Here is a 23578-nt window from a genome sequence, read left to right as displayed (position 1 = left end):
TGGCTAGCTTCAGTTGAGATCAGAGTCGCTGTTCCAGCTCCGGTAGCGCCTGGAAGAGGTCGGCAACGAGTCCATAGTCGGCCACCTGGAAGATCGGCGCCTCCTCGTCCTTGTTGATGGCGACGATCACCTTGGAGTCCTTCATGCCGGCCAGGTGCTGGATGGCACCCGAGATGCCCACGGCGATGTAGAGCTCGGGGGCGACGATCTTGCCGGTCTGCCCCACCTGCATGTCGTTGGGCACGAAGCCGGCGTCCACCGCGGCACGCGAGGCACCGATGGCCGCCCCCAGCTTGTCGGCGATGCCATCCAGCAGCTTGAAGTTTTCGCCGTTACCCATGCCGCGACCACCGGAGATTACCACCTTGGCCGCCCCCAGCTCGGGGCGGTCGGACTGGGCTAGCTCCTCCTTGAGGAAGGTGGACTGGGCGTTGTCGGCCACAAAATCCACCGCCTCAATGGCGGCGCTGCCACCCTCGGCCACCGCATCGAAGCCGGTGGAGCGCACGGTGATCACCTTGAGGGCGTCCTCGCTCTGGACCGTGGCGATGGCGTTGCCGGCGTAGATCGGGCGTTTGAAGGTATCCGGAGATTCGACGGCGATGATCTCGGAAATCTGCGCCACGTCCTTGAGCGCGGCGACCCGGGGCAGCACGTTCTTGCCGGTGGTGGAGGCCGCGGCCAGCACGTGGCTGTAGTCGCCGGCAAGCTCCGCGAGCAGCGCCGCGGTGGGCTCGGCCAGCAGGTGGGCATAGGCGGCATTGTCGGCCACGCGCACCTTGCTGACGCCGTCGAGCTTGGCGGCGGCCTCGGCGATGGCGGCCACATTCTCGCCCGCTACCAGCACGTCGATATCGCCGCCGATCTGTTGTGCGGCCGCTACCACATGGGCGGTGGCACCGGCCAGGGCGCCGTCGTGATGTTCGGCGAGTACCAGGATGCTCATGAGATCACCTTCGCTTCGTTCTTCAGTTTGTCGACCAGCTCGTCCACGGAGCCCACCTTGACGCCGCCCTGGCGCTCCGCCGGCGGCTCGACCTTGACCAGCTTGACTCGGCTGCCTACCGACACGCCGAGATCCGCCGGAGTCTTGACGTCCAGCGGCTTCTTCTTGGCCTTCATGATGTCCGGCAGCTTGGCGTAGCGCGGCTCGTTGAGGCGCAGGTCGGTGGTGACGATGGCGGGCAGGGTCAGCTCGACGGTCTGCAGGCCGCCGTCGACCTCGCGGGTCACCTGTACCTTCTCTCCATCCACGTCCACGGCGGAGGCGAAGGTGCCCTGGGGCAGGCCGGTCAGGGCGGCGAGCATCTGGCCGGTCTGGTTGTTGTCGGTGTCGATGGCCTGCTTGCCGAGGATCACAAGGCCCGGCTGCTCCTCTTCCACCAGCTTGGCCAGCGCCTTGGCGGCGCCCAGGGACTCGACGCGCTCGTCGGTCTCGACGTGGATGGCGCGGTCGGCACCCAGCGCCAGCGCGGTGCGCAGCTGCTCCTGGGCGGCCTTGGGGCCGATGGTCACGGCGACGATCTCGGTCGCCACGCCCTTCTCCTTCAGGCGCACCGCCTCTTCCACGGCGATCTCGCAGAAGGGGTTCATGGCCATCTTGACGCTGGTGAGGTCGACGTCGGAGTGATCCGGCTTGACCCGGATCTTGACGTTGTAGTCGATGACGCGTTTGACCGCGACGAAGACTTTCATGTTGGACTCTCCCATGAGGTGATATCTATGCTTCAGTGACTTAAGACAAGGAGGCCGAGCCTACATGCCGCCTCCAAAAGCATCCTGTTGCAGTGGCTATGAGATGGGTTTCCGATAGCAGCCTTGCTTTATCGAAGAAAGCCCTACCCCCACCTCCGACAAGCCGTCCTTCGGTTAACTGGAACCCGCACTCATCATTGGCGAGGTAGTGAATATTTAATGACAAGGTCAGTGCTCGACGCTCTAGGCGATCGCTCTCCGGATCCCCCTGTAAACACAGGACAGATCCATCAGGGTCACGATGACAAGCCCGAATATCTTGTCCTTAGGCCACAGATGACTATGGGTTAGACACGAGCGCGTGCCAGCAAGGACTTGGCGCGGCTTATCACTGGCTCATCCACCATCTGGCCATCGAGCTGGAAGGCACCGTCGACAGTTTTAGCAGCTTCGAGAACTCTACGAGCCCATAACACCAGATTCTCACTAGGGGTAAATGCTTTATGGATACTTGGAATCTGCTTTGGATGAATGCTGAGCATGCCAGCGAACCCCATTTCAACTGCCCTTCGCGCCACACTCCCCACCTGCTCTATATCGTGGATCTCAGGCACTACGCTTTCGATCGGCGGCGGAAGCTTAGCCGCACGGGAGCACACAACTAATTGATAACGGCACTGATCCAGCAAGGTATTCGCACCAGAAGTTCTCGGTTCAAGATTTAAGTCCGTAGCTAAATCCAGCGCGCCGAAGGTGAGTCGCTCAACACCTCTGGCGAATGCTAAACTTTGCAGGGATACTAAACCTTTCGCGGATTCGATGATCGGCCACACCGGCTTACCGCAGGCTGCTGCCTGTTCGATCTGCTGGTTGGTCTCAGCCTTAGGCAGCATGATACCGGTGACACTCGGGAACTGTGCGCACATGGCCAGATCTTTCTCGAACTCTGGCTGCGTAGAATTGACACGAACGAGAATCTCTGAACCACGCGTAGATGTAAGATAATCGCGCAATAGCCGGCGGGCCTCATCCTTGTCACTTGGAGCGACGGCGTCCTCTAGGTCGACAATGACCACATCCGCTTCGCTGGCGTGGGCCTTAGCGATTCGCTCTGGCCGGGTCGCTGGCACGAATAGGAATGAGCGGTACTGTTTTATGGGCATGGCATCCCCCTCGTTTCTCAAATCACGCCTCGGGTCTTCAGGTCAGTAATGGCTTCATCACTGAAGCCCAGCTCCCCAAGGAGCTGCACGCTATGTTCACCAAGAGCAGGTACAGCGGCCATCTGCGGCGTGAAAGCATTGCTCCGCCCCGGGGGAAGCAGCGCCGGGAGTCTACCAACTGAAGTCGCAACCTCGACCCACCGCTGGCGTGCCTTAAGCTGAGGGTGCTTCCACACGCCTTGCATGTTATTGATGTGGGCATTAGCAATATTGGCCTGTTCAAGCCGGGCGATGACCTGTTCGGCACTGAGGGCTGCAAAGGTCGTGCAGATCAGCGCGCGCAGTTCATCACGGTTGGTCGAGCGCTTCGAGTTGCTTGTGAAGCGAGCATCGTTGGCCAAGGCAGCATCTTCCAGGACGATCTCACAAAAAGCCTGCCATTCTCGTTCATTCTGCAATCCCAGCATCACGAAATGGCCATCACCTGCTGGGAAAGGCCCATACGGATAGATAGTGGCATGAGAAGCGCCGGCACGCGCTGGGGGTTCTGCGTTATTGTAGGCGTAGTACATCGGATAACTCATCCACTCGACAAGGCTCTCCAGCATCGAGATATCGATATGGCTTCCGGTCCCGGTGCGTTCTCGAAGTAGCAGAGCTGATAGCACACTGGAGTAAGCGTACATGCCGGCCGAAATATCTGCGATGGAGCAGCCCGCCTTGGCCATGCCCTCTTCACCAGGCAGGCCCGTCGTAGACAGGAAACCTGCCTCGCTCTGAATCATCAAATCGTAAGCCTTTTTGTCCCGATAAGGGCCGTCGCCACCGTAGCCTGAAATGTCACAGACAATCAGCTGGGGAAAGCGCTCATGGAGGGCCTCGAATGACAGGCCTAGACGGGCCGCGGCGCCAGGGGCGAGGTTCTGAACCAAAACGTCGGCACGCACAAGTAACTTCTGCATGATAGTGTCGGCTTCTTCAGCCTTGACGTTTAAGGTCAGGCTCTCTTTCGAACGATTGGTCCATACGAAATGAGATGCTAGGCCATTGACGCGTTCGTCGTAACCGCGGGCGAAATCACCCACCTCAGGACGCTCAACCTTGATCACTCGAGCACCAAGGTCGGCCAATTGCCGGGTGCAAAAAGGAGCTGCGATGGCATGTTCAAGACTGACTACAGTGATGCCGTCAAGGGGGCGAGACGGGGATGATAAATGTTGCATACTGACTACTCTCCTCGAGCTACGACCTAGGACGCTCGGCACCATATCGTCGCACTAGAAACAATTAGTCTAGCTATTCTACTAGTATTACTAAAAGTCTCCCGCGGGCCACAGAGAGCCTATCACTTTGAAAGCACATGACCGTCAGAAGTGCTGTTCCCCTGACCTACGGGAGTAAAACTTTCTTCAGAAAGAACGTGGTAATTCGAGCAGGTGCTCAGCTACGTAGGAGAGAATCAAGTTAGTGGAGATGGGTGCCACCTGGTATAGGCGTGTTTCCCGGAACTTTCGCTCAACATCGTATTCTGAAGCAAAACCGAATCCACCGTGTGTCTGGAGGCAGACGTTCGCCGCTTTCCAGGAGGCTTCTGCTGCTAGGTACTTGGCCATGTTCGCGCTCGCACCTGCATTCTGACCATGGTCGTATTCATAGCAGGCCCGCCAGCGCATCAAGTCGGCCGCTTCGACGTCGATATGCGCCTGAGCGATAGGGAACTGCACGCCCTGGTTCTTGCCAATAGGGCGGCCAAACACCTCGCGATCGCGGGCGTAGCGGCTTGCCTTCTCGATGAACCAGCGACCATCGCCGATGCATTCGGCTGCGATCAGGGCCCGTTCGGCGTTGAGGCCATCGAGAATGTAACGAAAGCCCATACCTTCCTCACCGATCAGGCTATCGGCCGTGATTTCTAGGTCGTCAAAGAATAATTCGTTGGTCTCATGGTTGACCATGTTAGGGATCGGCTGAACGGTCATGCCATTACCGATGGCCTGGTGAAGGTCGACGAGAAAGATCGACATGCCAAGCGACTTACGGGTCACCTGTTCGATGGGGGTAGTACGGGCCAGAAGAATCATTAAGTCAGAGTGCTGGATACGAGAAATCCAAACTTTTTGCCCATTAATTACGTACTTATCACCCTGACGTACCGCTGTAGTCTTGATCTTAGTGGTATCGGTTCCCGTGGTGGGCTCGGTTACCGCCATTGATTGCAGACGCAGCTCGCCGGCGGCAATCTTGGGTAGATACTTTTTCTTCTGTTCCTCACTACCGTGGCGCAACAATGTAAACATGTTGTACATTTGGCCGTGAACCGTGCCAGAGTTCCCACCACAACGGTTGACCTCTTCCAAAATTATAGAGGCTTCGGTCAGCCCTAGGCCTGAGCCACCGTATTCCTCAGGGATCATAGCAGCTAGCCACCCCGCCTCAGTCAAGGCAGAAACAAATTCCTCTGGGAACTCCTTCTTTTCATCTACGGTGCGCCAGTAGGCGTCATCGAAATTTGCGCAAAGTCCTCGCACACCATCGCGAATGGCTTCGATAGACTCTTGGTCATGAGAAAACATTAGAAACTCTCCTGATAGTAAATATCCGCCTGATGCGCTGGCCCATGATCATTAAAAGCCCAAAGCGTACACCGCTGACCGTCTTGTTCTGCACCTCCAACCTCGAAGTCAACATCAGCAATGAGCGGTCTGAGACCGCGATAAGAGAAGTACCTTAATTCCCTATTGGGAAATCGGCGAGTGAAGCTACGCAACAGCAGCGTTGCGACCATGGGCCCCTGAACCACAAGGCCTGGATAGTTCTCCTGCTGCGTTGCATAGGGATAGTCATAATGAATCCGGTGACTGTTAAAAGTTACTGCAGAATAGCGAAATAGCATGATCGATGAAGGGTGAAAACTTTCTTTCCATTCAATCTCAGGAATCGAAAGAGAGGTGTTTAACCTAGGAGGACTGGGGCTTCTGTAAACAATATCTTGCTCTTCTCGCACGCACACACTTTCACCTTGAGATATGACATGCTCAATTGTAACAAACAGAAGATCGCCAGATTTTCCCCGCTTCTCCTCAACTGACAAAACTGTCGAGCTTCGTCTTGCAGCCAGGCCTACCTTTATCGGCTCTAGAAAACTCACTCTTCCGCCTGCCCACATGCGAACTTTCCCTGTAACAGCGGGGAAAAGCTGACCTTTGGACAGATGACCATCTACGTTTAATTCGCTTTCTTCTACAGGCTCCTGGAAAAATGCCCAATGCCAAAGATAAGGTAGACTCTCCCCTTCACGAACACCTCCCTCACCAAAGGTTTTTTCTACTCGCTTAACAAGCGAAGGAGAAATATCATCGAAACTAACTTCTTTTCTACCCACAAACATCTCATAAGCTTTATTTTCAGCCAATTCCATAACATCCTCAATTTTTATAACCACCTTGAGGTATAGAATGCTAAAAGTTTTCACAGAGGTAAATTTATAAATTTGTAACGGGGCTTTCCGATTTCCCTAACCCCCTTGCCCTCAATCATGAACCTAATTTTTATTCTTACGGATCAATGACCTATGCGATGACGGCTTACCCATGGCAGCACCCAGCCTCTAGACACAAGCCCTGCATTCAAGCAAAAATCGTGCTCATGAAATGTCAAGAATTACTGGTAATGATCTTTCCCTTAGCTCCCGGACAATGCTGTAAATGCCCATCAGAAATGACCCACCAGTCTGTATTCGTCGGGACAGGTTCAGTGGCGTGTGAGGTCTCGTTCTCCTCCGTCGTCGGCGTGATCACCATATCGTGTAGGCCTTCACCAAGCGTCTGGAGGAGGTGCTCAAGAAGGAGCGCGGGACCTTGTGACCGATCAGAGCGCCAACTCCGATGCCTGGATGATCAAGGAGAAACTATACTGGATACAAGCCACGAGCGCTTGTTAATGGCGCATCAAAAACCACCTCAATGTCATGAAGGCGGGGGCTCTAAGAAGCTTCTCCTGAAGCCGATGGGGAAGGCCATCGAGATACTGGTGCGTCACTCCGACCGGTGGTCAGGCGCTAGATACCAGGACTGACGAGCGCACGACTGAAAGGGATGAACCCCCTGCTCCAAGTGGTAAGGTCACGCGCCGACCGGAGAAAGGCCAACTTAATCGCTATGATCTACCTGACTGGCAGCCCGGTGGGCTGCCTTTTCGTTCAGTCAAAACCCACATGAAACGACGAAGAGCCAAAAAACAGCCAAAATCATGAAAAATAATCTTTTATCTCTTTAATTAGCTCTTTGCTAGCTTCTGGAAGTGTCTCATACTCACGAACCACAATAGCTCTTTCCCTAGAGGCCCAATCGTTGCTTAGGTGGACAATCTGAACGTCCATTGTCTTTTGATAGCGAGCTGCGCTTGATTCTGGAAGAATACCGATGCCCACACCAGCCTCAATCATCCGGCAAGCCGGCTCAAATCCATAGACCTGGATTCTTAATGGAAGTGAAACACCTACCTCCTTGACTTGAGCCTTCATAAATTGAAGCAATGTACTCCCCTCGTGCAAGCCCACATAAGGATGGTGGAGTGTATCAAAAAAATCCACCATGTCATTGCCTGCGAGCTCATGCCCCAAAGGAACAACGACCACCAGCCTATCAAAACTAAATGGCAGAACCTCTAAGCCCTTTATCTTTATCTCCCCCGAGGTTAACCCAAAGTCTGCCGCCCCATCAAGAACCCCTCTAAATATATCATTTGTAAGCTTTTCTTGAAGATCGATACTTATTGCAGGACGCTCACCTAAAAACCTAGCTAAAACTTCTGGCATAAAATCAGTGACTGCAGTTGTATTGGCAAATATTTTTATATGGCCAACATTTGAATTAGAATAGGACGAAAAGTCACTTTTAACATACTCCACTTGCCGCATAATTGTTCGAGCATGTTTAAGAAGCTTCTCACCTGCAGGCGTTAGCTCTACACCCTGACTACCCCTATAAAAAAGCCTGCTACCAAGCTGGCCTTCTAATGACTTAATTCGCGTACTTGCAGCGGCAGTGGAAACACTAGCCTTCCTAGCTCCACCAGTAAGACTAAGCTCTTCTGCCACAAAAATAAAAAGCCTAAGATCAGGAATATCAAAGTGCATAATGAAATAACTCCATTTTTCCAAACCCTCGATTTCTCACACAAGTTAAAAACTAAGGAGTAGCGCTACACACCTTACACCCCTCCAATGGCTCATCACGCCAATTAATTTCTTCCAATATTTCAATTTTGAGAAGAACTATAGCTCGCATGTATACTAGTACCCATAATCGGCCACCGCTCCTCAACTCACGGCATGCCGGCAGCCGACTCTCTCAATCTCCTCGCCACTTCATGTCCCGTGCGACTGTCCTTCTTCATATCACCCAGCTGGCGGTAGATCACGTCTCGCGTTGCTGTGAGCAGCAGAGGGTCGGCATCGACCTGAAGACCGGCAGCCTTCTCACGAACGGGCCATAGCAACGTGTCCTTCAAGGCCAGCATGCCATTGCGATCCGGTGCATCGAACTTGAGGTGCACTCGTTGGCCATGGCGCTGGCTAACATCGCCTCGGAACCGGTCCAGTTCTGCTATCTGGTTATTGGGAGTATCCGGGGTGGGTTTGAGCTTCTGCTCGGCCAGGCTGGCGGCCGCGGCGTCAAGCATCACCTTCTGCTGTCGGCCGACACGATCATCCTGACGCCCCGGCACCCGCTGCGCCCGAGGCACCAGCTCGATCTCGCCACTCTCAGGCAGCTCGCCCTCCAGAAGGTCATCCGTGGTCGCCCAGCGTTGGCCACCGAGCTGCAGTGCCGAGAGTGGCTTGCGCGCATGCCATGCCGCCAGCACGGCCGCGAAGGGCTGCAACATGTAGTCGAGCAAGTTCTCGAAGACGGGGTCACCGTAGGTGGCGAAATGCAGGCGTCGCCGGTCGTCGGCACCCAGCCCATGCTCGAATAGTTCACGAGAAGTAGTCAGCAGCACGTCGCGCGGTACGCCTGGAACGTCCACCAGACGGAAGGCATCACCATGAGCGAAGCTCTCGATCCCACCACCCAATGCCTTCAGGTAGTCACTCTCGCTGATGATACGCCAGATACTTTCCAGTGAAGCCGGCAGCGGCTCACGCCGCTGTTGTGCCTCCAGGTGCTCGTAGGCGGCCTTCTGCTCCTCGGCCTTGAACTCGGTGAGCTGTTGGCGCTCCTGGATCCGCTTCGCGTGCTCCTGCGCGCGGCGAATCAGCTCCTCCTCGTCTATCTTGCCCTCTTCCCCCTCGGCCTTGGCGTAGTCCTCGAAATCCTCGGGCTGGATGGGCAAAAGCGAGAATTGCAACTCACCCGAGACGGTCAGCGCCTCGCGGAAGCGTTTGACCAAACGTGAGTAAACCACCTCCTCCACGCTGCCCTGATAGAGGTAGTTCAGCACCTGGATTTGCGTGTGATGCTGGCCGATGCGGTCGATACGGCCGATTCGCTGTTCCAGCATCATCGGGTTCCAGGGCAGGTCGAAGTTGATCAGCAGATCGGCACTCTGCAGGTTGAGACCCTCGGCGGCCGCATCAGTACACAGCAGGATATCGATGTTGCCCGCCACGAAGCGCTGCTTGATGGTTGTTCGGTCCATCCGTTCCGGCCGAAACTCACCGGGCCGACGCAATGTGCCACCGGCGCCGGAGAAGGTGCCGATCGGGCAGCCGGGCAGCCGCCGGCGCAGCTCCTCGTGCAAGTAATCCATGGTGTCGGTGTAGCGCGTGAACAGCACCAGCTGACGGACTCGGTCGCTGCTATTGATGCGCCGCTGGTCGATATGCTCCAGCAGCTGACGCATCTTGCGCGGCGTGGCGGGTAGCTTGTCCATGGTGGCAATCAGCCGCGACACGGCGCCCTGCTCCCAGGTCAGGTCACTCTCTGTGCGGTGCTTAAGCACCAACCCTTCCACCTCATCGTCTCTCAGCTCTTCGAGTTCTTCACGTGAGCCATCCGTGGTCGCGACCTGCTGCGCCTTGTGGTCAAGCGTCTGCTGGATCTTGTCCAGGCGTCGCTTCAGTGAGCAGTGCAGCGCATGGAAGGACGAGGCGAAGCGTAGCCGCAAGAAGCTCAGGTAGAAGCCGATGGCGGCGCGCTGCCGGCCCTCCTCCATGTTGGCAGCCATATGACTTGCCAGGTCGGCGCAGTACTCCTGCAGCTGGTCGTAGACCTCCCGCTCGACGCCGCCAAGCGGAATGATGCTGGGGGCAACCTCACGCCAGGCAAGGTTGGCGTTAAGCAGCCCCTCACGCTGATAGGCGCGCAGCAGCGAGCGTGTGTGCCGCAGCATGCTGCGCCCCAGCGGTGCCAACAGGCTCAGCGCCGGCTGCACCTCATCCCAGATCATCGGCTCCAATGAACGATCAGTGAAGTCCTCCAGTCCAGTTTTACCGAACGGGCTCAGCACATGCTCATTGACGAAGTGCCACTGCTCCGGAGAAGAGCTCCGCACATTGTTCAGGTAGCGACACAGCCATTCGCCTTCATAATGAGCCATCGGCTCCTGGTGGATCAGCTTGTCGCGCACCCGGTAGAAGATTTCACACAGATCCTCGGAGAACTGGACAGCCCCGGCGGAAGGCATCAGCTTCAGCAGATCGAAGGCTTCCACGCGGTTGAGCTGCATCGGCGTGGCGGTGGCCAGCAGCAGAGTACGCGACTTTCCATATAGCGCACCCTGCAGCTCCTGGTAGAGCTTGTTGAAGCGCGGCATGACGGTCTGGTTGTCAGGCGTCTGGCGCCGGGCCTTGTGGGCCTCGTCCACCAGCACCAGGTCGGTCTCGGGAAGATTGGCCAGCAGCCTACCGCCGTGGCGGTTGATCACCAATCCAGTCGAGATGATCTCCAGCGGTGCATCGAACATCTGGCCCTGCCCTTGCTCCGGCTCGCCATCCAGCAGGTCGATACGCTCCCAGCGCCCCTTGCGGCTAGTGCGCCTGACAAAAGGCAGATAGAACTTCTCGGCCATCTCCACCAGCCACTGCGAGGTCAGCGAGGCCGGCGCAAACACCCGGATGGTGCTGGCACGGCCACTCAGCCACAGAGCCCGGAAGGCCAGCCCGGCTTCGATGGTCTTGCCAAGGCCTACCTCGTCACACAGCAGATGGTTGCGGGGGTAGGTCTCCAGCAGGCGATTGGCAACGAAGCGCTGATGCGGCCAGGGCTCGATGGGCGTGGTTTCGATGGCGACACGCTCCCCGCCCGGCAGCAGGGGCGCGAGTCGCAGCATGGCGAAGCGAAGCCTCTCGGCAAAGCTCGGTGTGAGCTCATCCTTCTCTCTCACCTGCCTCGGGTGAGTACTCATCGGCGTGCCATCAATCTCAAACAGGCTGCCGGCGTTGCGGGCAATCTTCACCAGTTCGGCCTCGACCGCCTCGGGCAGTGAAAAGGTCCTGATCGCCGGATGGTTGCCCTGCCACAGCGCCTTGAAGTTACGGTGCTTCTGAGGGATCGCCTTTCTCCCCCAGTCTTCCCATGACGGATGCACATTAATGTTCTCGGCATTGATAGCCAGCGCCGTCCTGGACTCGTTGAGCGAGCCGGAAATGTAAAGCTCATCCTGGCCATCGCCGAGAATCGCCCACTTCTCATGGAGGTAGCCATCCTGGGCGTAATCCAGAGGTTGCGGTGATCCATCCTTGGCATGCACCCGCAGGCCAACGCGAATGCTGAGGTAGCCATTGGCCACCATCCACGCCAGCAGCTCGACACCATGTCGCATGGCAGAAGGCCACTGTTGACTCGATGCCAGCTCTGCCAGCATGGCCTGGCTGGCACGCTGCTCGTCGCCTTGCAGGATCGCTGCCGCATCATCGGGATCGAGCTGCATCCCGACCACGAAGCGCGCCTCCCCACCGTTCTCGATGAAGCGCGAAAAACCCTGAGACGCGGCCGCCAGTGACGAAGAGCTGAAGTAGCCGGCGACACGGTCGTAGCGCATCGCCCGGTTCAGCGCCGGGATATAGAAGTCGTGCAGCACATCCACCTGCTTGCCATCGTCTCGGATATCAGAGGTGGCGTAGCTGGGCTCCCAGGGGTAGTCGCGTAATGGCATGGTGGCCTCCTTGCGCTAGCGGGTGACGAGATCCAGACCTTTGAGCTTCCAGTTGCTGGAAAAGACATTCAGCAAGTCGTGCTGTCTTGTCTTCACTTCTTTTTCAGTCCAGCGCTGGTGGTTCAAGACCTGCGTCGAACAGGCATAGAGTGAGACCCCATTGCGCGTCTGGAAGTACTTCTGCTTCTTGAGATCAAAGTCGTAATTCGATGCTTCCGAATTCTTCTGACGTGACAGAAGAACCAGATTTCCCAGCCTGTTCGTCCACTCCTCACGCTCCTCCTCGGGCCAATTCTCCAACCATTGGGAACCTTCGCTCGGATTCTGAGGCAACACATGCTCGATCGTCGTGGTCTTGTGTTTGTAGCTGACGGTCGTTGCCGCAAGGAAAGAGTCCATCCTCAGCATGATGTACATGCGCAACAGTGCCGGGTAGTCATAGACGTTACCATTCAGCCGCTCAAGGGTCTCCCTCTGCGCCTGAGGGGTGAGGTCAAGGGAAGAGCCTTCATCTAGGAGGTTCACTCCAGCCTCTAACTCGGTCAGCACCCGCCCGTAGCGTTCAACCCTGGGAGTCACATAAACGCCGCGAATGAACATGCTGGCCGCCAAGCGCTCTAGCATGACCAAGTGCTTTTCTAGAGCCTCAGTATTACCCTCATAGCGACGCACAAATTCCATGGCAACTGGAACCCAGTCCATGTTGTTGACGCGATGAAGCCAACTGAACAGCTCATTGATGCTCTCAGCCCTCTCTGAGCTGACAAACGACTGGTTTCTGATCACCTCGAAAGCATCGGCATAGGGGAGGATGACTTCATCCATCAGAGTCTTGCTGCCAGGAACCGCCTTCACCACATAGTCATTGAATTCATCAAGCACTGAACGACGATATTTCTCTTTTCGGAATATCATTCGAATATGAGCTATCAGGTCATTGAAGCCTCGGCGGCTCAAACGGATCTCGGCATCTTCCCAGCGCTCGGTATACTGAGTTCTCTCACGCTCCCCGATACCGCTGATAATATTGGCTTTGAGGATGTCCGATGGCTCGAGGTCCAGCCCTCGATCATTCATTACGGAGAAGATCCGATAGGCTGACTTGAAGCTCTCCGTTGAGACGAGGACAAGGATGCAATTTCTTATAATAAACTGACCAAAGCGACCCACCTGCTCCTCCTCGAGGTTGGCAAGTCGATCAATATAGTAGCTACCGTTCTGAATGATGTTCAGCTGAGAATCCTGATAGCGACTGACATCAAGACTGGCCAGTTCGGCCATCCCGCCCGGGTTTTGCACATAGCGGCTGAAGAATTCGCTGTCCCGGGAACGCAGGCATAACCGAGGCTTCTCTTCGAGATCCAATGTAATATCGCCAGGCTCCATGATGTACTTGTCGAAGGCGGCTCCCCACTTACCATTACCTTGAAGCCGATCCCGAATAGCCGAAAGCAGGATTGTCAACGTGGTCAGCCGCTGCTGGCCGTCGACAACATCAGCACGATTGGTCTTGTCATCCTTGACCAGCACAATGCTACCCAGGAAGTACTCTTCTGACTTGTCCTCCTGTTCCATGAAGGTCCATAGGTCCTCGAAAAGCTCCTCTGCCTGCTCTACTTCCCAGGCATAGGGTCGCTGATACTCCGGAATATGAAACTCATAGTCACTAGACAAGACCTTGTGCAGCTTTAGGTCGCTTCCCTTGATTGTGCTCATCCCTTGCGTACTCCTTATCCAATTATTAACTATTGTTGTGCTGCCAATTCATTCCACTCCAGCGCCCGGGAGCGCCAGTGCTCCTCGATCTGCTGGACGAAGTCAGGGTGCACCAGCTTCGCGCGGCGCTCGCACCACTCGGGGCCATCCTGACGGATGACGATGCCTTCCAGCTTGCCTTCCCGGTAACCGCTGCGGCCATTGCGCACCAGCGCTTCCAGCTCCCTGGCAGTAAAGCGCCCGCTCTTCAACAGGGGCACGGTAGCCAGGCCGAGCCGCGCGGCCAGCTCATTGCGCCGCTCCCGGTTCCAGAAGCGCCGGGCCTGGCTGTCGTAGACATCGAAGACCAGGAACCAGTCCGGCAGGCTGGCGTAGTCGAGGGAGTGGCGTGCGGCACACCACTCGCCGAAGAGGATGACATGCTCGGGCAGGTGAGCCTGGAAACTGGCCAGGTGCTGCATGAGCCACTGGTTGAGGCGCGAGAACTGCCCGCGGAACGGGGCCTCCAAGTAGGCCCCGCGGTTCTGGGCACGCAGCAGGCCGTTATCCCCCCAGGAGATGCCCAGGTTGGCGCCATCCAGCTTCTCCTCCACTAGCACCTCGCCCGCGAGCAGTGCCTCTGCCTCAGGAGGGTCCAGCAGCTTATCGTCGCGGGGCTCCCCCTCTCCCAGCCAGGCAAGGTGCGGGGTGTGGGGGAAACGGAAGAAGTCATTCATCTGGTGGAAACTCGGGCATGGTCTGGTTGGGAAACTTCTGCGCGTAGAAGCGCTCGACGTCACCGGGACAGACGAAGCGAAAGTGCACGCCAGCCTGAGACAGCGGCTCCCACCAGTTTAGCCATTTGCAGTCCGCGGCCTGGAGGATGGGCGGGTTCTCAGCATCGGCCGCCGCCACGGCGATAAACTTGCGATCCGGCGGGTCGAATTCGCGCTGCAGCGCATGGTCGGGGAATTCTTCGAACCAGTCATCGGCGCTCTCGGTAACCGACACCTCGGCGACGTGCTTGGGGTTAGCCTGCTGCCGTAGCAGATGTTTGAGAAAGACATCGCCTGGCCCCGGCTGGCCCCGGTTCGGGTTCAGCTTGTGATGGTACTCGCTCAGGATGTGCCACTCGTCATCGATCACCGTGACCCCACCCTGGCGTAGGCTATCGAGCGCCTCGATACAGGTGATCACGCACTCCTCGGAGATATCCGCATGGTCACTGTTCGCGACCAACAGCACGTTGGTATCGACCACGGCTCGCCTCATGCACCGGCCTCCTGTGCCTTCCTGGCCTTGCGCTTGCGTGCCGCAGCCAGCGCCCGCTGGGTGATGTCCTCCATGTCGTCGCCGAAGAAGTCATCCGGCCAGTTCTCGATGTCGCCGTACTCGTTGAGCCGCAGCGGCTCCAGGTGGGCACCCTGACGATTGCGCGTCACGAAGTAGACCGCCACCTCATCGGGCGTCACCTCACCTTCGGCGATGCGCCGCTGCAGGCGGTTGAGGAAGTGCTCGGAGTGGCTTTCGATGATCAGCTGGGTGTTACGGTTCTCGCCGTTCTCTCGCGCATGGATTGCGCTGATGAAAGCATCAGCCAGATTAGCCTGAACGCGCGGATGGAGGTGGATTTCCGGCTGTTCCATCCACAGCACCGAGTGTGGGGGGGCATAGAAGGCCTGCACCAGGGCCGGCAGGATCTGCGAGACACCAAAACCGACATCGGTCAGCTTCACCCAGGGCGCACCGGCATGGGCCTGGATTAGCACCTCATACTCCTTGCGCCCTTTCGCAATGGGCTCGACCTTGAACTCATGGATGATGCCCAAGTTCTTCAGCCAGCCGGCGATAAAGGCGTCGAAGGGTTGATACTTCTGCTTGGGCCCGCGGTTGAGCTGCCGCCCCTGTTGGGTGGCGGCCAGTATCGCCGGAATGGTCAGCTCACCTTCGGCCCCCACATCGGGCGGGGTATCACCCGACCAGGGGTAGACACGCTTGGGCGGGCTGCGCAGTGGACCGAGGTGGTAGAAGTTCTCCAGCAGCTGCTCGGCTTCCAGCACGAAGTCGGTCAGGAAGTGCGCGTTCTGGTAACGCGACAGCGTCTTGTCCGAGAAGCGGTAGAACTTCTCCGGCGATTCGACGCCCCAGTTCCGGCCCTGGGCATGCACCAGCCGCAGCGGATCGCACTTGAGAAATGCCTTGCCGTCACGGCGCCCATGCCGAACCTTGAGCACCTCGTCATCACCTTGGCCCAGGGAGTAGGAGAACTGTCGCGTCTCGGGCTGCTGTGCCTTGCTGGCCGCGATCTCCGCCTCCAGTGTGAGCTCATCGCCACAAAAGGTCTGGTCAGGATTGAGGATGTCGTTCAGCTCAAGTGGCTTGCGGCTCTTCCAGCTCAGCGAGAAGCCCAGCGCCTGGTTCAGATCGTGGTCATGCAGGCAGTCCTCGAAGGTGCCCAGATCGATTAGCGAGTTGTCGTCGCCCAGGTGCAGGGAGCGCTTGCGATCGGTCAGCAGCGCCGTCTGCTTAAGAGCCATCAGCAGATGGCCCAAGCTCGACTTGCCTGAGCTATTGGTACCGAAAATGACCGTCAGCGGCGCCAGGCGCATAGGCCCGGTATCCCGCCAGGCCTTGAAGTTCTGCAGTCGCAGCTCAGTGAGCATGGGCCTCTCTCCTTACAGCTCGTAGTCGATCAGCTGGGCTTCGCGCTTGAGCTCATCGTCGCGGCACTCCTTGGCCCACACCTTGAGCAGGCCGCGCAGGGCGTCGCTATCGCGCTTGCCATGCTCGCTGAGGTAGTTACGCGCGGCGACGATGCCACCTTCACGATGCGTCACGATCAGCCCACCGAGCACGTCCCACAGCGTCTGTGGGCTCTCCAGGCGGGCCGCGGCGCGTTCTTCCGGCTTGAGCAAGCGCAACTTGTTGCCGCGGATGGCCAGCGGGGCGGCACGCTCGTCTTCGCCGACGTTGGCATAGGCCACCATGTCGTCGCTGACGCGGTAGTTGCCGTTGCGATTCTGCAGGCGGAAGTTGAGCGAGCGGCTCATCTGCAGCGCGTCATCGAAGGCGAAGTCGCCGAGGCCGTTGATGCCGAGGGCGATCACAGCCAGGCGAGATTCGGCGTCCAGGTCGTCGACGGTGACCAAGCCACCGGAAAGGCGGCTGACCTCTTCTTCTGCCACCACGCGAGCCGCTTCCTGCATGGCGCGGGTGGGCGGCACCTCATCGTCGCCATCCTGTACCGGCCAGTGGGCGGAGTAGACACGCAGGGCACGGCCCCAGGAGGCGATCATACGGTCCACGGGGTTGAGCTTGAGGCGCTCGAATTCGCCCAGACCTTCACGTACCGCAGCTTCCAGCTTGCCCTTGACCTCGTAGGCCCAACTGGAGGGTTCACGATCACCGCGATCCGCTGGGCGGCAGGCGATAAAGATGGTGGAGGCCGCAGCGGCGAGATTGAGTTGGTGAGTAGACGCGCCGAATTCGGAATCGACAGGATAAGTCCCCGTGATATCCCAACCAGCTTGAATCAGGGAGTTGGTCAGAGTTTCCCAGGCATCGGAGCTCTTGTGGGTAAACATCAGCGTCATGATGCCATCCTGCTTGAGCACCCGCTTGCTCTCGGCAAAGATGCCCTGCATCAGCTCCTCGTAGCGAGCCTTGGCACTTTTGGCTGAACCATCACGCGCAGGATTGGCTACAGCTTCAGAAGCTTTATCGGTCACTTCATCATCGAACCATTCCGGGTAGAGATCGGCTAGTGAGCGCTTCTGCCAAACATAATAAAAGTCGGAAAGCTCACTATACTGGACATTATCATAATACGGAGGGTCCATTACAACAGCATCGACTGAAGAGCATTCCAATCCACTAATGTCAGCTGCAGTTCCCTTAAACTGTATCAGGCCGCCAGCAGTATCGCCACCATGAATTTTATGGACAGGATCAACCAGCCTTATTATCTCACTCAAAGCCTCATAAACTGATTTCTGCGCCCAAGAAAAACCCGATGACGGCCCCGAAAAAACCATCTCTCCAAACGTCCACTTTAGTGAAAAGTCATGACGCCCAAAAGTCCCGGAGACCTGGCCGCGCTGCTGAATCCAACGTGTCTGCCGGCTATTATAATCAACAAACTTGTCGATACCGAGCTGCAAATATGTAATAACTGCACACCCTCGCTCCTTGCCAAGCTCCTCTAAAATCCTCGGCTTCGCATCCTGTAGCGCCTCCATCGCAGTCAGATGGCCAAGCAGCTGGCGCGGGGTAAACATATCCGCCCATGTTGGCATCCCATAGTTAATTGGACGCATATCGTTACCTTGGGGAAAAGGCTCATTAGGCACAAGCCCTTTCATCTCAAAATCCACGCGCCGCTCTTCAAGCTCACACTCTGCCGACTGCAGTGCCTGTAGATCTATTTCGGTCGGTGCACGGAAGTAGCGTACTTTCTGGGTCTTGATCTCTCCCTTACGCTCGCCTGAGGCAAAGCGCTGCAAATTGCCATGCTTGTCCAGCTTAGGTTCAATGCGCACGCCCACTACAGCATAGAGAATATCCTGCCACTTACCATGTTCAGACTCGCCACGTGCCTGGCGTTTGATTTCATCACCCGAGATCGCCTGATGACAGTGAACACATTGGCCTACACCGCGGGTTACGGTACCAGCATCCAGGTCTTCTCCGTTGGGTCCACGGTTGCCTGCTGTCACCTCAAAGGGCTCGAAGCGCACTGTCTTGTCGGGCTGAGGCTTGATCGCCACCCCACATGACTCCCCTTTCTTGGACAGCCATAAGGAATTAAGCAGCGGCGCATCACCTCCGCAGTGAGGACAGGCTACCTGTCTGCAATAAAGCAGCCCTTGCTGATCATATTCATCCGTATACTCCCCAACTAGTTCTGGGTTTTTTTGCAAACACACTTCCAGCTTGGAGATTTCATTGCCAGGAATTTTCCCAAACGGGGTAAATGGAGCCATCTTGGACTCTACTATTTTTTTCAGCTCGCCTCCCCACTTCTCAAGATCACCGAGCAGGCTTTCACCAAAGCGAGCAGGGTAATCCAACGTAGCCTTGAGAATAACGCTGGCAACTGGATTGAGCTCATTGGCGATGACCTTATGGCCGAGGCGCAGTGCCTCGAAGGGAATGGACCCCCCACCCGAGGTGGGGTCCAGCACCACCTTGCGCTCACTCTCTGGCAGCGGCTGAATCGGCGTGGCAAAGGCACGGGAATAGCCGTAGGAGTCTTCCGGGTCCCAGCGAATGGCTTTACCAAGGGCTTTCTTGACGTCAGCTCGCTTGGCAAATTCAAGCTTTTCAGTAACGCCAGCTGGATCAGCTGTAACTGGCAAAACTTCAAGCTTGGCTCCAACATAGACGCCCATGGTGGGCAGCTCCTGGATATCTAATTTCCAGCCCTGTACCACGGGGTCTTGCTGAAATTCGGGGCTAGCCTGCTCCAGCTGATCGACCATTTCGCGGCAGGCCTCACGGCGCTGCTGCTCCTTTTCCACTGCCTTGAGCACAGTCTTGTCGACGGGCAATACCCAACTGCCATTATCCTCCTGATGGATGCGCGTGGTTATGGTTTCACTCGCCAGAGTCCAGCGCTGCTCGCCTAACTTTGCCTGCCACCGCACGATCCCCAAATCACGAATAAACTGCTCGGGGTCAGCATCGGCAGGCAGCAGGGACGCCAAGATGGCTGCGCGGCTAGGGGTTAAAGGACGACGCGCCCACCAGACATGTAGTCTAGAAGTAGGTGGTTGCTTACCAGTATCGCGCTCACGGCGCGTCTCCGCCCCCACCTGGTGGCAGGGAAAGCCGGCTTCGATCAGGCGCTGGTCGTTGCTGAAATCCATGGTGCTGCTTCCTTGTAAAGCGACAGCCAGGCGGCTGGCCTGGCTGATGATGTCGGCGGCGCAAAGCGCCCAGTTACCTTGCTTGCCTGGCGACACCCGCCAAGCAGCTGCTGTGTCAGTGCTCAGCCACGGGCACGCACTTTCTCCAGGATGCGTGGCACCCGCTTGTCGCCGGCCTCGCCACACAGCAGCATGCGCAGCCCGCTGGTGGCCCAGCTGCGCAGCGCGGGGTCGGCGGTGGTGACGTTGGCCAGCCAGTAGACGGCCTCCTCCCGGGAGAACATCGCTACCCGGCGGCCGATCAGCTCGATGCGGTCGACGTCCTTCACCTTGCTCTGCAGGCGGAAAAATAGCGCCAGGCGGGCGCCGGCGGCCTCATCCAGGGGGAAGTTTAGATCACTCCGTTTGAGCCCCTGGGCAGACATATAGCTCTCCAGGCCCAGAGGAATTCCTTGCTCATCCTTCACCTCCTCCAGGATACGCTTGAGCACCGGCAGGCAGGCGCGCACGCTATCACCATGCAGGGTGCCGCGCTCCACGTGCTTGGCGCGCGGGTTGGTGAGCCCTTCGATGTCGTCGCGGTCCTCCGGGGCGATGCGCTCCTTGATGATCAGCACCGGCGGCGGCAGGTCCTTGTGGCGCGTCAGGCGCAGCACATAGGGTGAGCGTTTGGCCAATTTAGCCAGCTGCGCCTCATCGGCCTGGTGACTCTTGCGGCGCGCGCGGGGGGCCGCCTTCTTTGCGGTAGTGGCCATCGGCGGTGATTATCCTTCCAGTTGCTCTAGCATCTTGGTGAACTTGCAGTTCGGGTCCAGCTCACCCAGCGTCAGGCGTACCTGATGCTGCTCGGTGTTGAACTTCAGGCGGCTGTTCAACGCCGAAAAAAGCGCTCGGCTCTCGACCAGGGCGCCTACTGTGGTCGGGCCGAGGATCAGCTGAAAGCGGCCCTTATCAGGGGTTTCCGCGCCGATCTGAACAGTCTGCACCTCGGTCTTCGACTGGGCCAGTCCAGTGCCGGAGAGCAGGTTGAACAGCTGCTTGATTTTCTCGGGCGTACGCAGCAGAAAGTTGCGCACCTCAACCTTGGGTTGGAGCAACCACCCCCTTTCTTGCGCGTATCGGTAGGTGACAGCAATCCCGTCTGACACGCCACCAAGAGGCACTGTATCGCCGGTCATTGCCTGCTCTGGGTCCGCATCCCCATTTTCATCGAAAGCTTCTTTGGGAAAAGCGACCAGCTTTTTCGTAGCGAGCAGGTTATTTAGCTGTTGCTGAAGCACTTGACCATCGACTCGGTCATGGTCCTGCTCCAGATATCGCTCCAATTGAGCGATATCTACCTGCTCACGGCTCTCGATGGTCTGCTCTACCCAAGGGCCTACGGTGTTGGGGTCGCGGACAATGCTCTCCAGCCAGCCCAGCTGCTTGGCATGCTCCTTGGTGCAGAGGATCCAGCCTTCCCCACCGTTCTCCAGCGGCTCCACCGTAAGAGGCGGCTGATTGTCCTTGTGGTAAAGGTCATCGGGTTTGTGACTGTTCTTGTCGGGCATATGGCCCAGGCACCAGCTGCTGCGCTTGGCACCCTCTACCAGCACGGTCGCCAATAGCGCCGGTCGCTGCAGGATCGGCCAGTTCCGGCGAGTCGCGAAGCGCTCGATCAAGTCGCTGACGTTGACTTGCTTGAGGCTATCGAAGAACAGCTTCCCCAAAAGAGTGATGGCCTCTGCCGTGGAGGCGCGCTCGTCGGTGATCAGCTCTCCCTCATCAGCCAGCTGCTTAAGAATGGCATCCTCCAGGTGCATACCGCCGGAGCCGCCCGCGGTCGGGCCCGTGCCCCGCTTACCGAGATCGCGGACCACCACGCGACCGCCCTCACGCCCCGGGTAGATCAGGAAGCGGTAGCTTTCATCGATGGCGGTGCGCAGCTCGGCCGGACTCTTGGCGGCGCGATCCTTGAACTCGCCCTTCTGCAGCTGCTCATGGCTGACGCCCCAGTTCTCGGGGTTCTCCTTGAGGCGCTCCAGGGAAATCGCCTTGCGCGCCAGGGTGAGGATGTTCTGCCGGGTTCGGTGCTCCTGGTGGGTGCGTGACTCTGTCCAGGTGGTACCCGCAATGTGGGTAGTGCTGGGGGCCAGCAGGAAGACCTGGTTCTGGTACTGACGCACCGCGTCACCGCGCCGCTCGATGAAGCGCGCCGGGTCCATCTCTTCCACCTCGAAGGCGAGGATGCCCAGCTGTGGCTTAGGGGTCTTGTCGGGGATGCCTTCGCTGTCATCGATGTTGGGGTGAACATCGAACACAGAGGAGCCCTTGATCAGGCTGCGCACCACCTGCTCGACCCGCGTCATCGCTTCGGCATGAGCGACGTTGCCTTCGATGCGGCGCAGAATGTTGTTGAGAGTCGGCACGGTATCGGCGTAGAGGCGCCCATTGCGCTCACGCAGGTAGTTAGCCTCTCGCTCGATGGTTTCCAGCGCCGAGCGCACGGTAGCGGGCTTGATGGCCGGCGAGGCCATTTCATAGACCGCCGAGGTGATGTCGATACCGAACTTCTCATCTTGCAGGCCTCCGCCGCGGCCGATCAGGCTGTGCAGGAAAACCGCACGCCAGGCCCACTCATGCACCGGGTAGCCATCCGGATGAGGGTTGGCGGCATCCAGCTCGCCAGCCACAGTGCGGCTGGTGGCTTGGGTGCCGGAGGCCTTGCTGATGTCGGAATCCAGCACGGGGACGAGATCGCTGTTCTCGGTCTTGCCCAGCAGCTCGTTGCGGATGGTGCTGTCCGAGAGGTCGATATGGCCGGTCTGGATCAGCGGAATCGCCAGCTTCGCCTCCCAGATACGGCGCACGGCGCGCGCCAGGGTACGCAGCAAGCCGCGGGTGCCCTGGAAGCTCTCCACCTGGGCCAGCTCCTCTGAGAGAAACTCGATCAGCGTGGGGTGGAACGGATAGTGCGCCACCAGACGATCATGCAGCTGCGGGTCATTGGCACCGGCAGGAAGATCGGTACCAGCCTGGCGGTAGGTCTCGATAAATGCCGAGGCCACTTCACTAGCTGCCGCATGATCCACGGAAACAAACAAGCGCTTGGCCATGATGCGAGAGAGATCCCCCTCCTGCACCGGGGTGGTGGCCTCCGAGGTTCGGTTGACCACGTCCAGCACGCCACGCTGCGCCTCGCGCACCACAGCCTCGGCCTCGGCCGAGCTCATGCTGTGGGTGGACTGCAGCTTGCGGATCAGTTTGTTGAAATCGCCGAAGGCATTGGTGGCAGAGGCCAGGCTCAGCACTACCGAGACATTGGCTCTGCCTGCCGCATAGGTGGAGAGCGACATCAGGAAGGCCGCCGACTGCTCGGCCCCTACACCCGGGAAGGCCGCCTCCATGCGCGAGAGGTACTGGGCGATTTCGTCAATGATGATCAGCGTCGGCCGGTCGCCGAACAGCGTATCGAAGAACTCATCTGAAGCCGGCGCCGAGGCGTCATCCAGGCGCGACTGGATGGAGGCCTGCTGCTCGGTGGAAAGCGTCTGCTGGGCGATCATCCACCACAGGGTGTTGGGCTTGGGCGAAGCGCCACCGGCGGTTTCTCGCAGGGTATCCACGGTGTCGCCGATAATGCCGACCACCTGCACCTGGCCCGGTGCCGGCAAGCGCTCGGGAGCGAGGATGCCGGTCATGTGCTCAGCCAGCGGCTGCCCCTGCATGGCGGCGTGGGCCAGAGCGATCAGGGTGTGGGTCTTGCCGCCCCCGAAGGCGGTATCGAGACGCTGCATGGCCGGGCGCGACAGGTCACCGTTGGTCAGCCTTGCCAAGGCGTTGTCCAGGATGGTGCACAACCCCTGGGTCGGGTGCGTGGCATCGCGGAAAAAGGCCACCGGATCGGAGTAGAGCGACACGGCTCCCTCACGAGCTTCCCCCTTACGATAGTCACCCAGCACCTTGCTCAGGCTGGCGGTGAAGATCTCAGGGTTGAAGGTGCCCGCCAGGATCTCGGGGCGTGGCTGACAGGTGGATAGAACGTCGCGCATCGGTTGCTCCCTGCAGTGGCGCCAGAGCTGC

The 23578-nt window shown here is 58.1% G+C and carries 15 protein-coding genes; all 15 read right to left on the bottom strand.

Translation table 11 applies throughout. The features are described 5' to 3' along the window. Window positions 1-19 precede the first annotated feature (19 nt). The 15 genes from NHL60_RS01565 to NHL60_RS01495 all read right to left on the bottom strand — a co-directional run bounded on the left by NHL60_RS01565 (window position 20) and on the right by NHL60_RS01495 (window position 23547). The gene (locus tag NHL60_RS01565; RefSeq protein WP_253448071.1) at window positions 20-946 is read right to left on the bottom strand and encodes an electron transfer flavoprotein subunit alpha/FixB family protein; all 927 of its coding nucleotides are present in this window, start codon (window positions 944-946) and stop codon (window positions 20-22) included. Next, a complete protein-coding gene (locus tag NHL60_RS01560; protein WP_253448068.1) occupies window positions 943-1695 on the bottom strand; it encodes an electron transfer flavoprotein subunit beta/FixA family protein in 753 nt (250 codons plus the stop codon). Before NHL60_RS01560 ends, NHL60_RS01565 begins: the two co-directional genes overlap by 4 nt. Before the next feature lie 347 nt (window positions 1696-2042). After that, window positions 2043-2858 carry a CoA ester lyase gene (locus tag NHL60_RS01555; RefSeq protein WP_253448065.1) on the bottom strand — a complete coding sequence of 272 codons (816 nt, stop codon included), beginning with the start codon at window positions 2856-2858 and terminating at the stop codon, window positions 2043-2045. A gap of 17 nt (window positions 2859-2875) precedes the next feature. Then, window positions 2876-4081, bottom strand: coding sequence for a CaiB/BaiF CoA-transferase family protein (locus NHL60_RS01550; protein WP_253448062.1), 1206 nt, complete (start codon window positions 4079-4081; stop codon window positions 2876-2878). Window positions 4082-4267: 186 nt separating this feature from the next. Continuing rightward, window positions 4268-5431, bottom strand: a complete 1164-nt coding sequence (locus NHL60_RS01545) for an acyl-CoA dehydrogenase family protein (protein ID WP_253448059.1) — start codon at window positions 5429-5431, stop codon at window positions 4268-4270. Then, entirely contained in the window at window positions 5431-6276 is an 846-nt protein-coding gene (locus NHL60_RS01540) for an itaconyl-CoA hydratase (RefSeq protein ID WP_253448055.1), read from the bottom strand. The genes NHL60_RS01545 and NHL60_RS01540 overlap by 1 nt, the downstream gene beginning before the upstream one ends. A gap of 828 nt (window positions 6277-7104) precedes the next feature. Next, complete coding sequence (locus tag NHL60_RS01535; RefSeq protein ID WP_253448052.1) at window positions 7105-7995, bottom strand: LysR family transcriptional regulator; 891 nt, start codon at window positions 7993-7995, stop codon at window positions 7105-7107. Window positions 7996-8183: 188 nt separating this feature from the next. Continuing rightward, window positions 8184-11954 (bottom strand): helicase-related protein, encoded by a 3771-nt coding sequence (locus NHL60_RS01530; protein WP_253448049.1) that lies wholly within the window; start codon window positions 11952-11954, stop codon window positions 8184-8186. 15 nt (window positions 11955-11969) lie between these two features. Beyond that, window positions 11970-13670 carry a DUF262 domain-containing protein gene (locus NHL60_RS01525; protein ID WP_253448046.1) on the bottom strand — a complete coding sequence of 567 codons (1701 nt, stop codon included), beginning with the start codon at window positions 13668-13670 and terminating at the stop codon, window positions 11970-11972. A 29-nt stretch (window positions 13671-13699) separates the two neighbouring features. Then, the gene (locus tag NHL60_RS01520; RefSeq protein WP_253448043.1) at window positions 13700-14386 is read right to left on the bottom strand and encodes an RNA ligase family protein; all 687 of its coding nucleotides are present in this window, start codon (window positions 14384-14386) and stop codon (window positions 13700-13702) included. Continuing rightward, complete coding sequence (locus NHL60_RS01515) at window positions 14379-14921, bottom strand: hypothetical protein (protein WP_253448040.1); 543 nt, start codon at window positions 14919-14921, stop codon at window positions 14379-14381. Before NHL60_RS01515 ends, NHL60_RS01520 begins: the two co-directional genes overlap by 8 nt. After that, window positions 14918-16312 (bottom strand): DUF3696 domain-containing protein, encoded by a 1395-nt coding sequence (locus tag NHL60_RS01510; protein ID WP_253448038.1) that lies wholly within the window; start codon window positions 16310-16312, stop codon window positions 14918-14920. The genes NHL60_RS01515 and NHL60_RS01510 overlap by 4 nt, the downstream gene beginning before the upstream one ends. 12 nt (window positions 16313-16324) lie before the next feature. Beyond that, window positions 16325-19516, bottom strand: a complete 3192-nt coding sequence (locus NHL60_RS01505) for a DUF1156 domain-containing protein (protein ID WP_133483954.1) — start codon at window positions 19514-19516, stop codon at window positions 16325-16327. A 122-nt stretch (window positions 19517-19638) separates the two neighbouring features. Continuing rightward, complete coding sequence (locus tag NHL60_RS01500; RefSeq protein ID WP_133483953.1) at window positions 19639-20271, bottom strand: hypothetical protein; 633 nt, start codon at window positions 20269-20271, stop codon at window positions 19639-19641. A gap of 9 nt (window positions 20272-20280) precedes the next feature. Next, the gene (locus NHL60_RS01495) at window positions 20281-23547 is read right to left on the bottom strand and encodes a DUF499 domain-containing protein (RefSeq protein WP_133483952.1); all 3267 of its coding nucleotides are present in this window, start codon (window positions 23545-23547) and stop codon (window positions 20281-20283) included. Between the last annotated feature and the right edge of the window lie 31 nt (window positions 23548-23578).

The organism is Halomonas sp. Y3 (genome assembly GCF_024137965.1).
Classification (GTDB): Bacteria; Pseudomonadota; Gammaproteobacteria; order Pseudomonadales; family Halomonadaceae; genus Halomonas; species Halomonas mongoliensis.
Note: the sequence above shows the minus strand (reverse complement) of the source record. Positions and strands in the feature narration are given on the sequence as shown.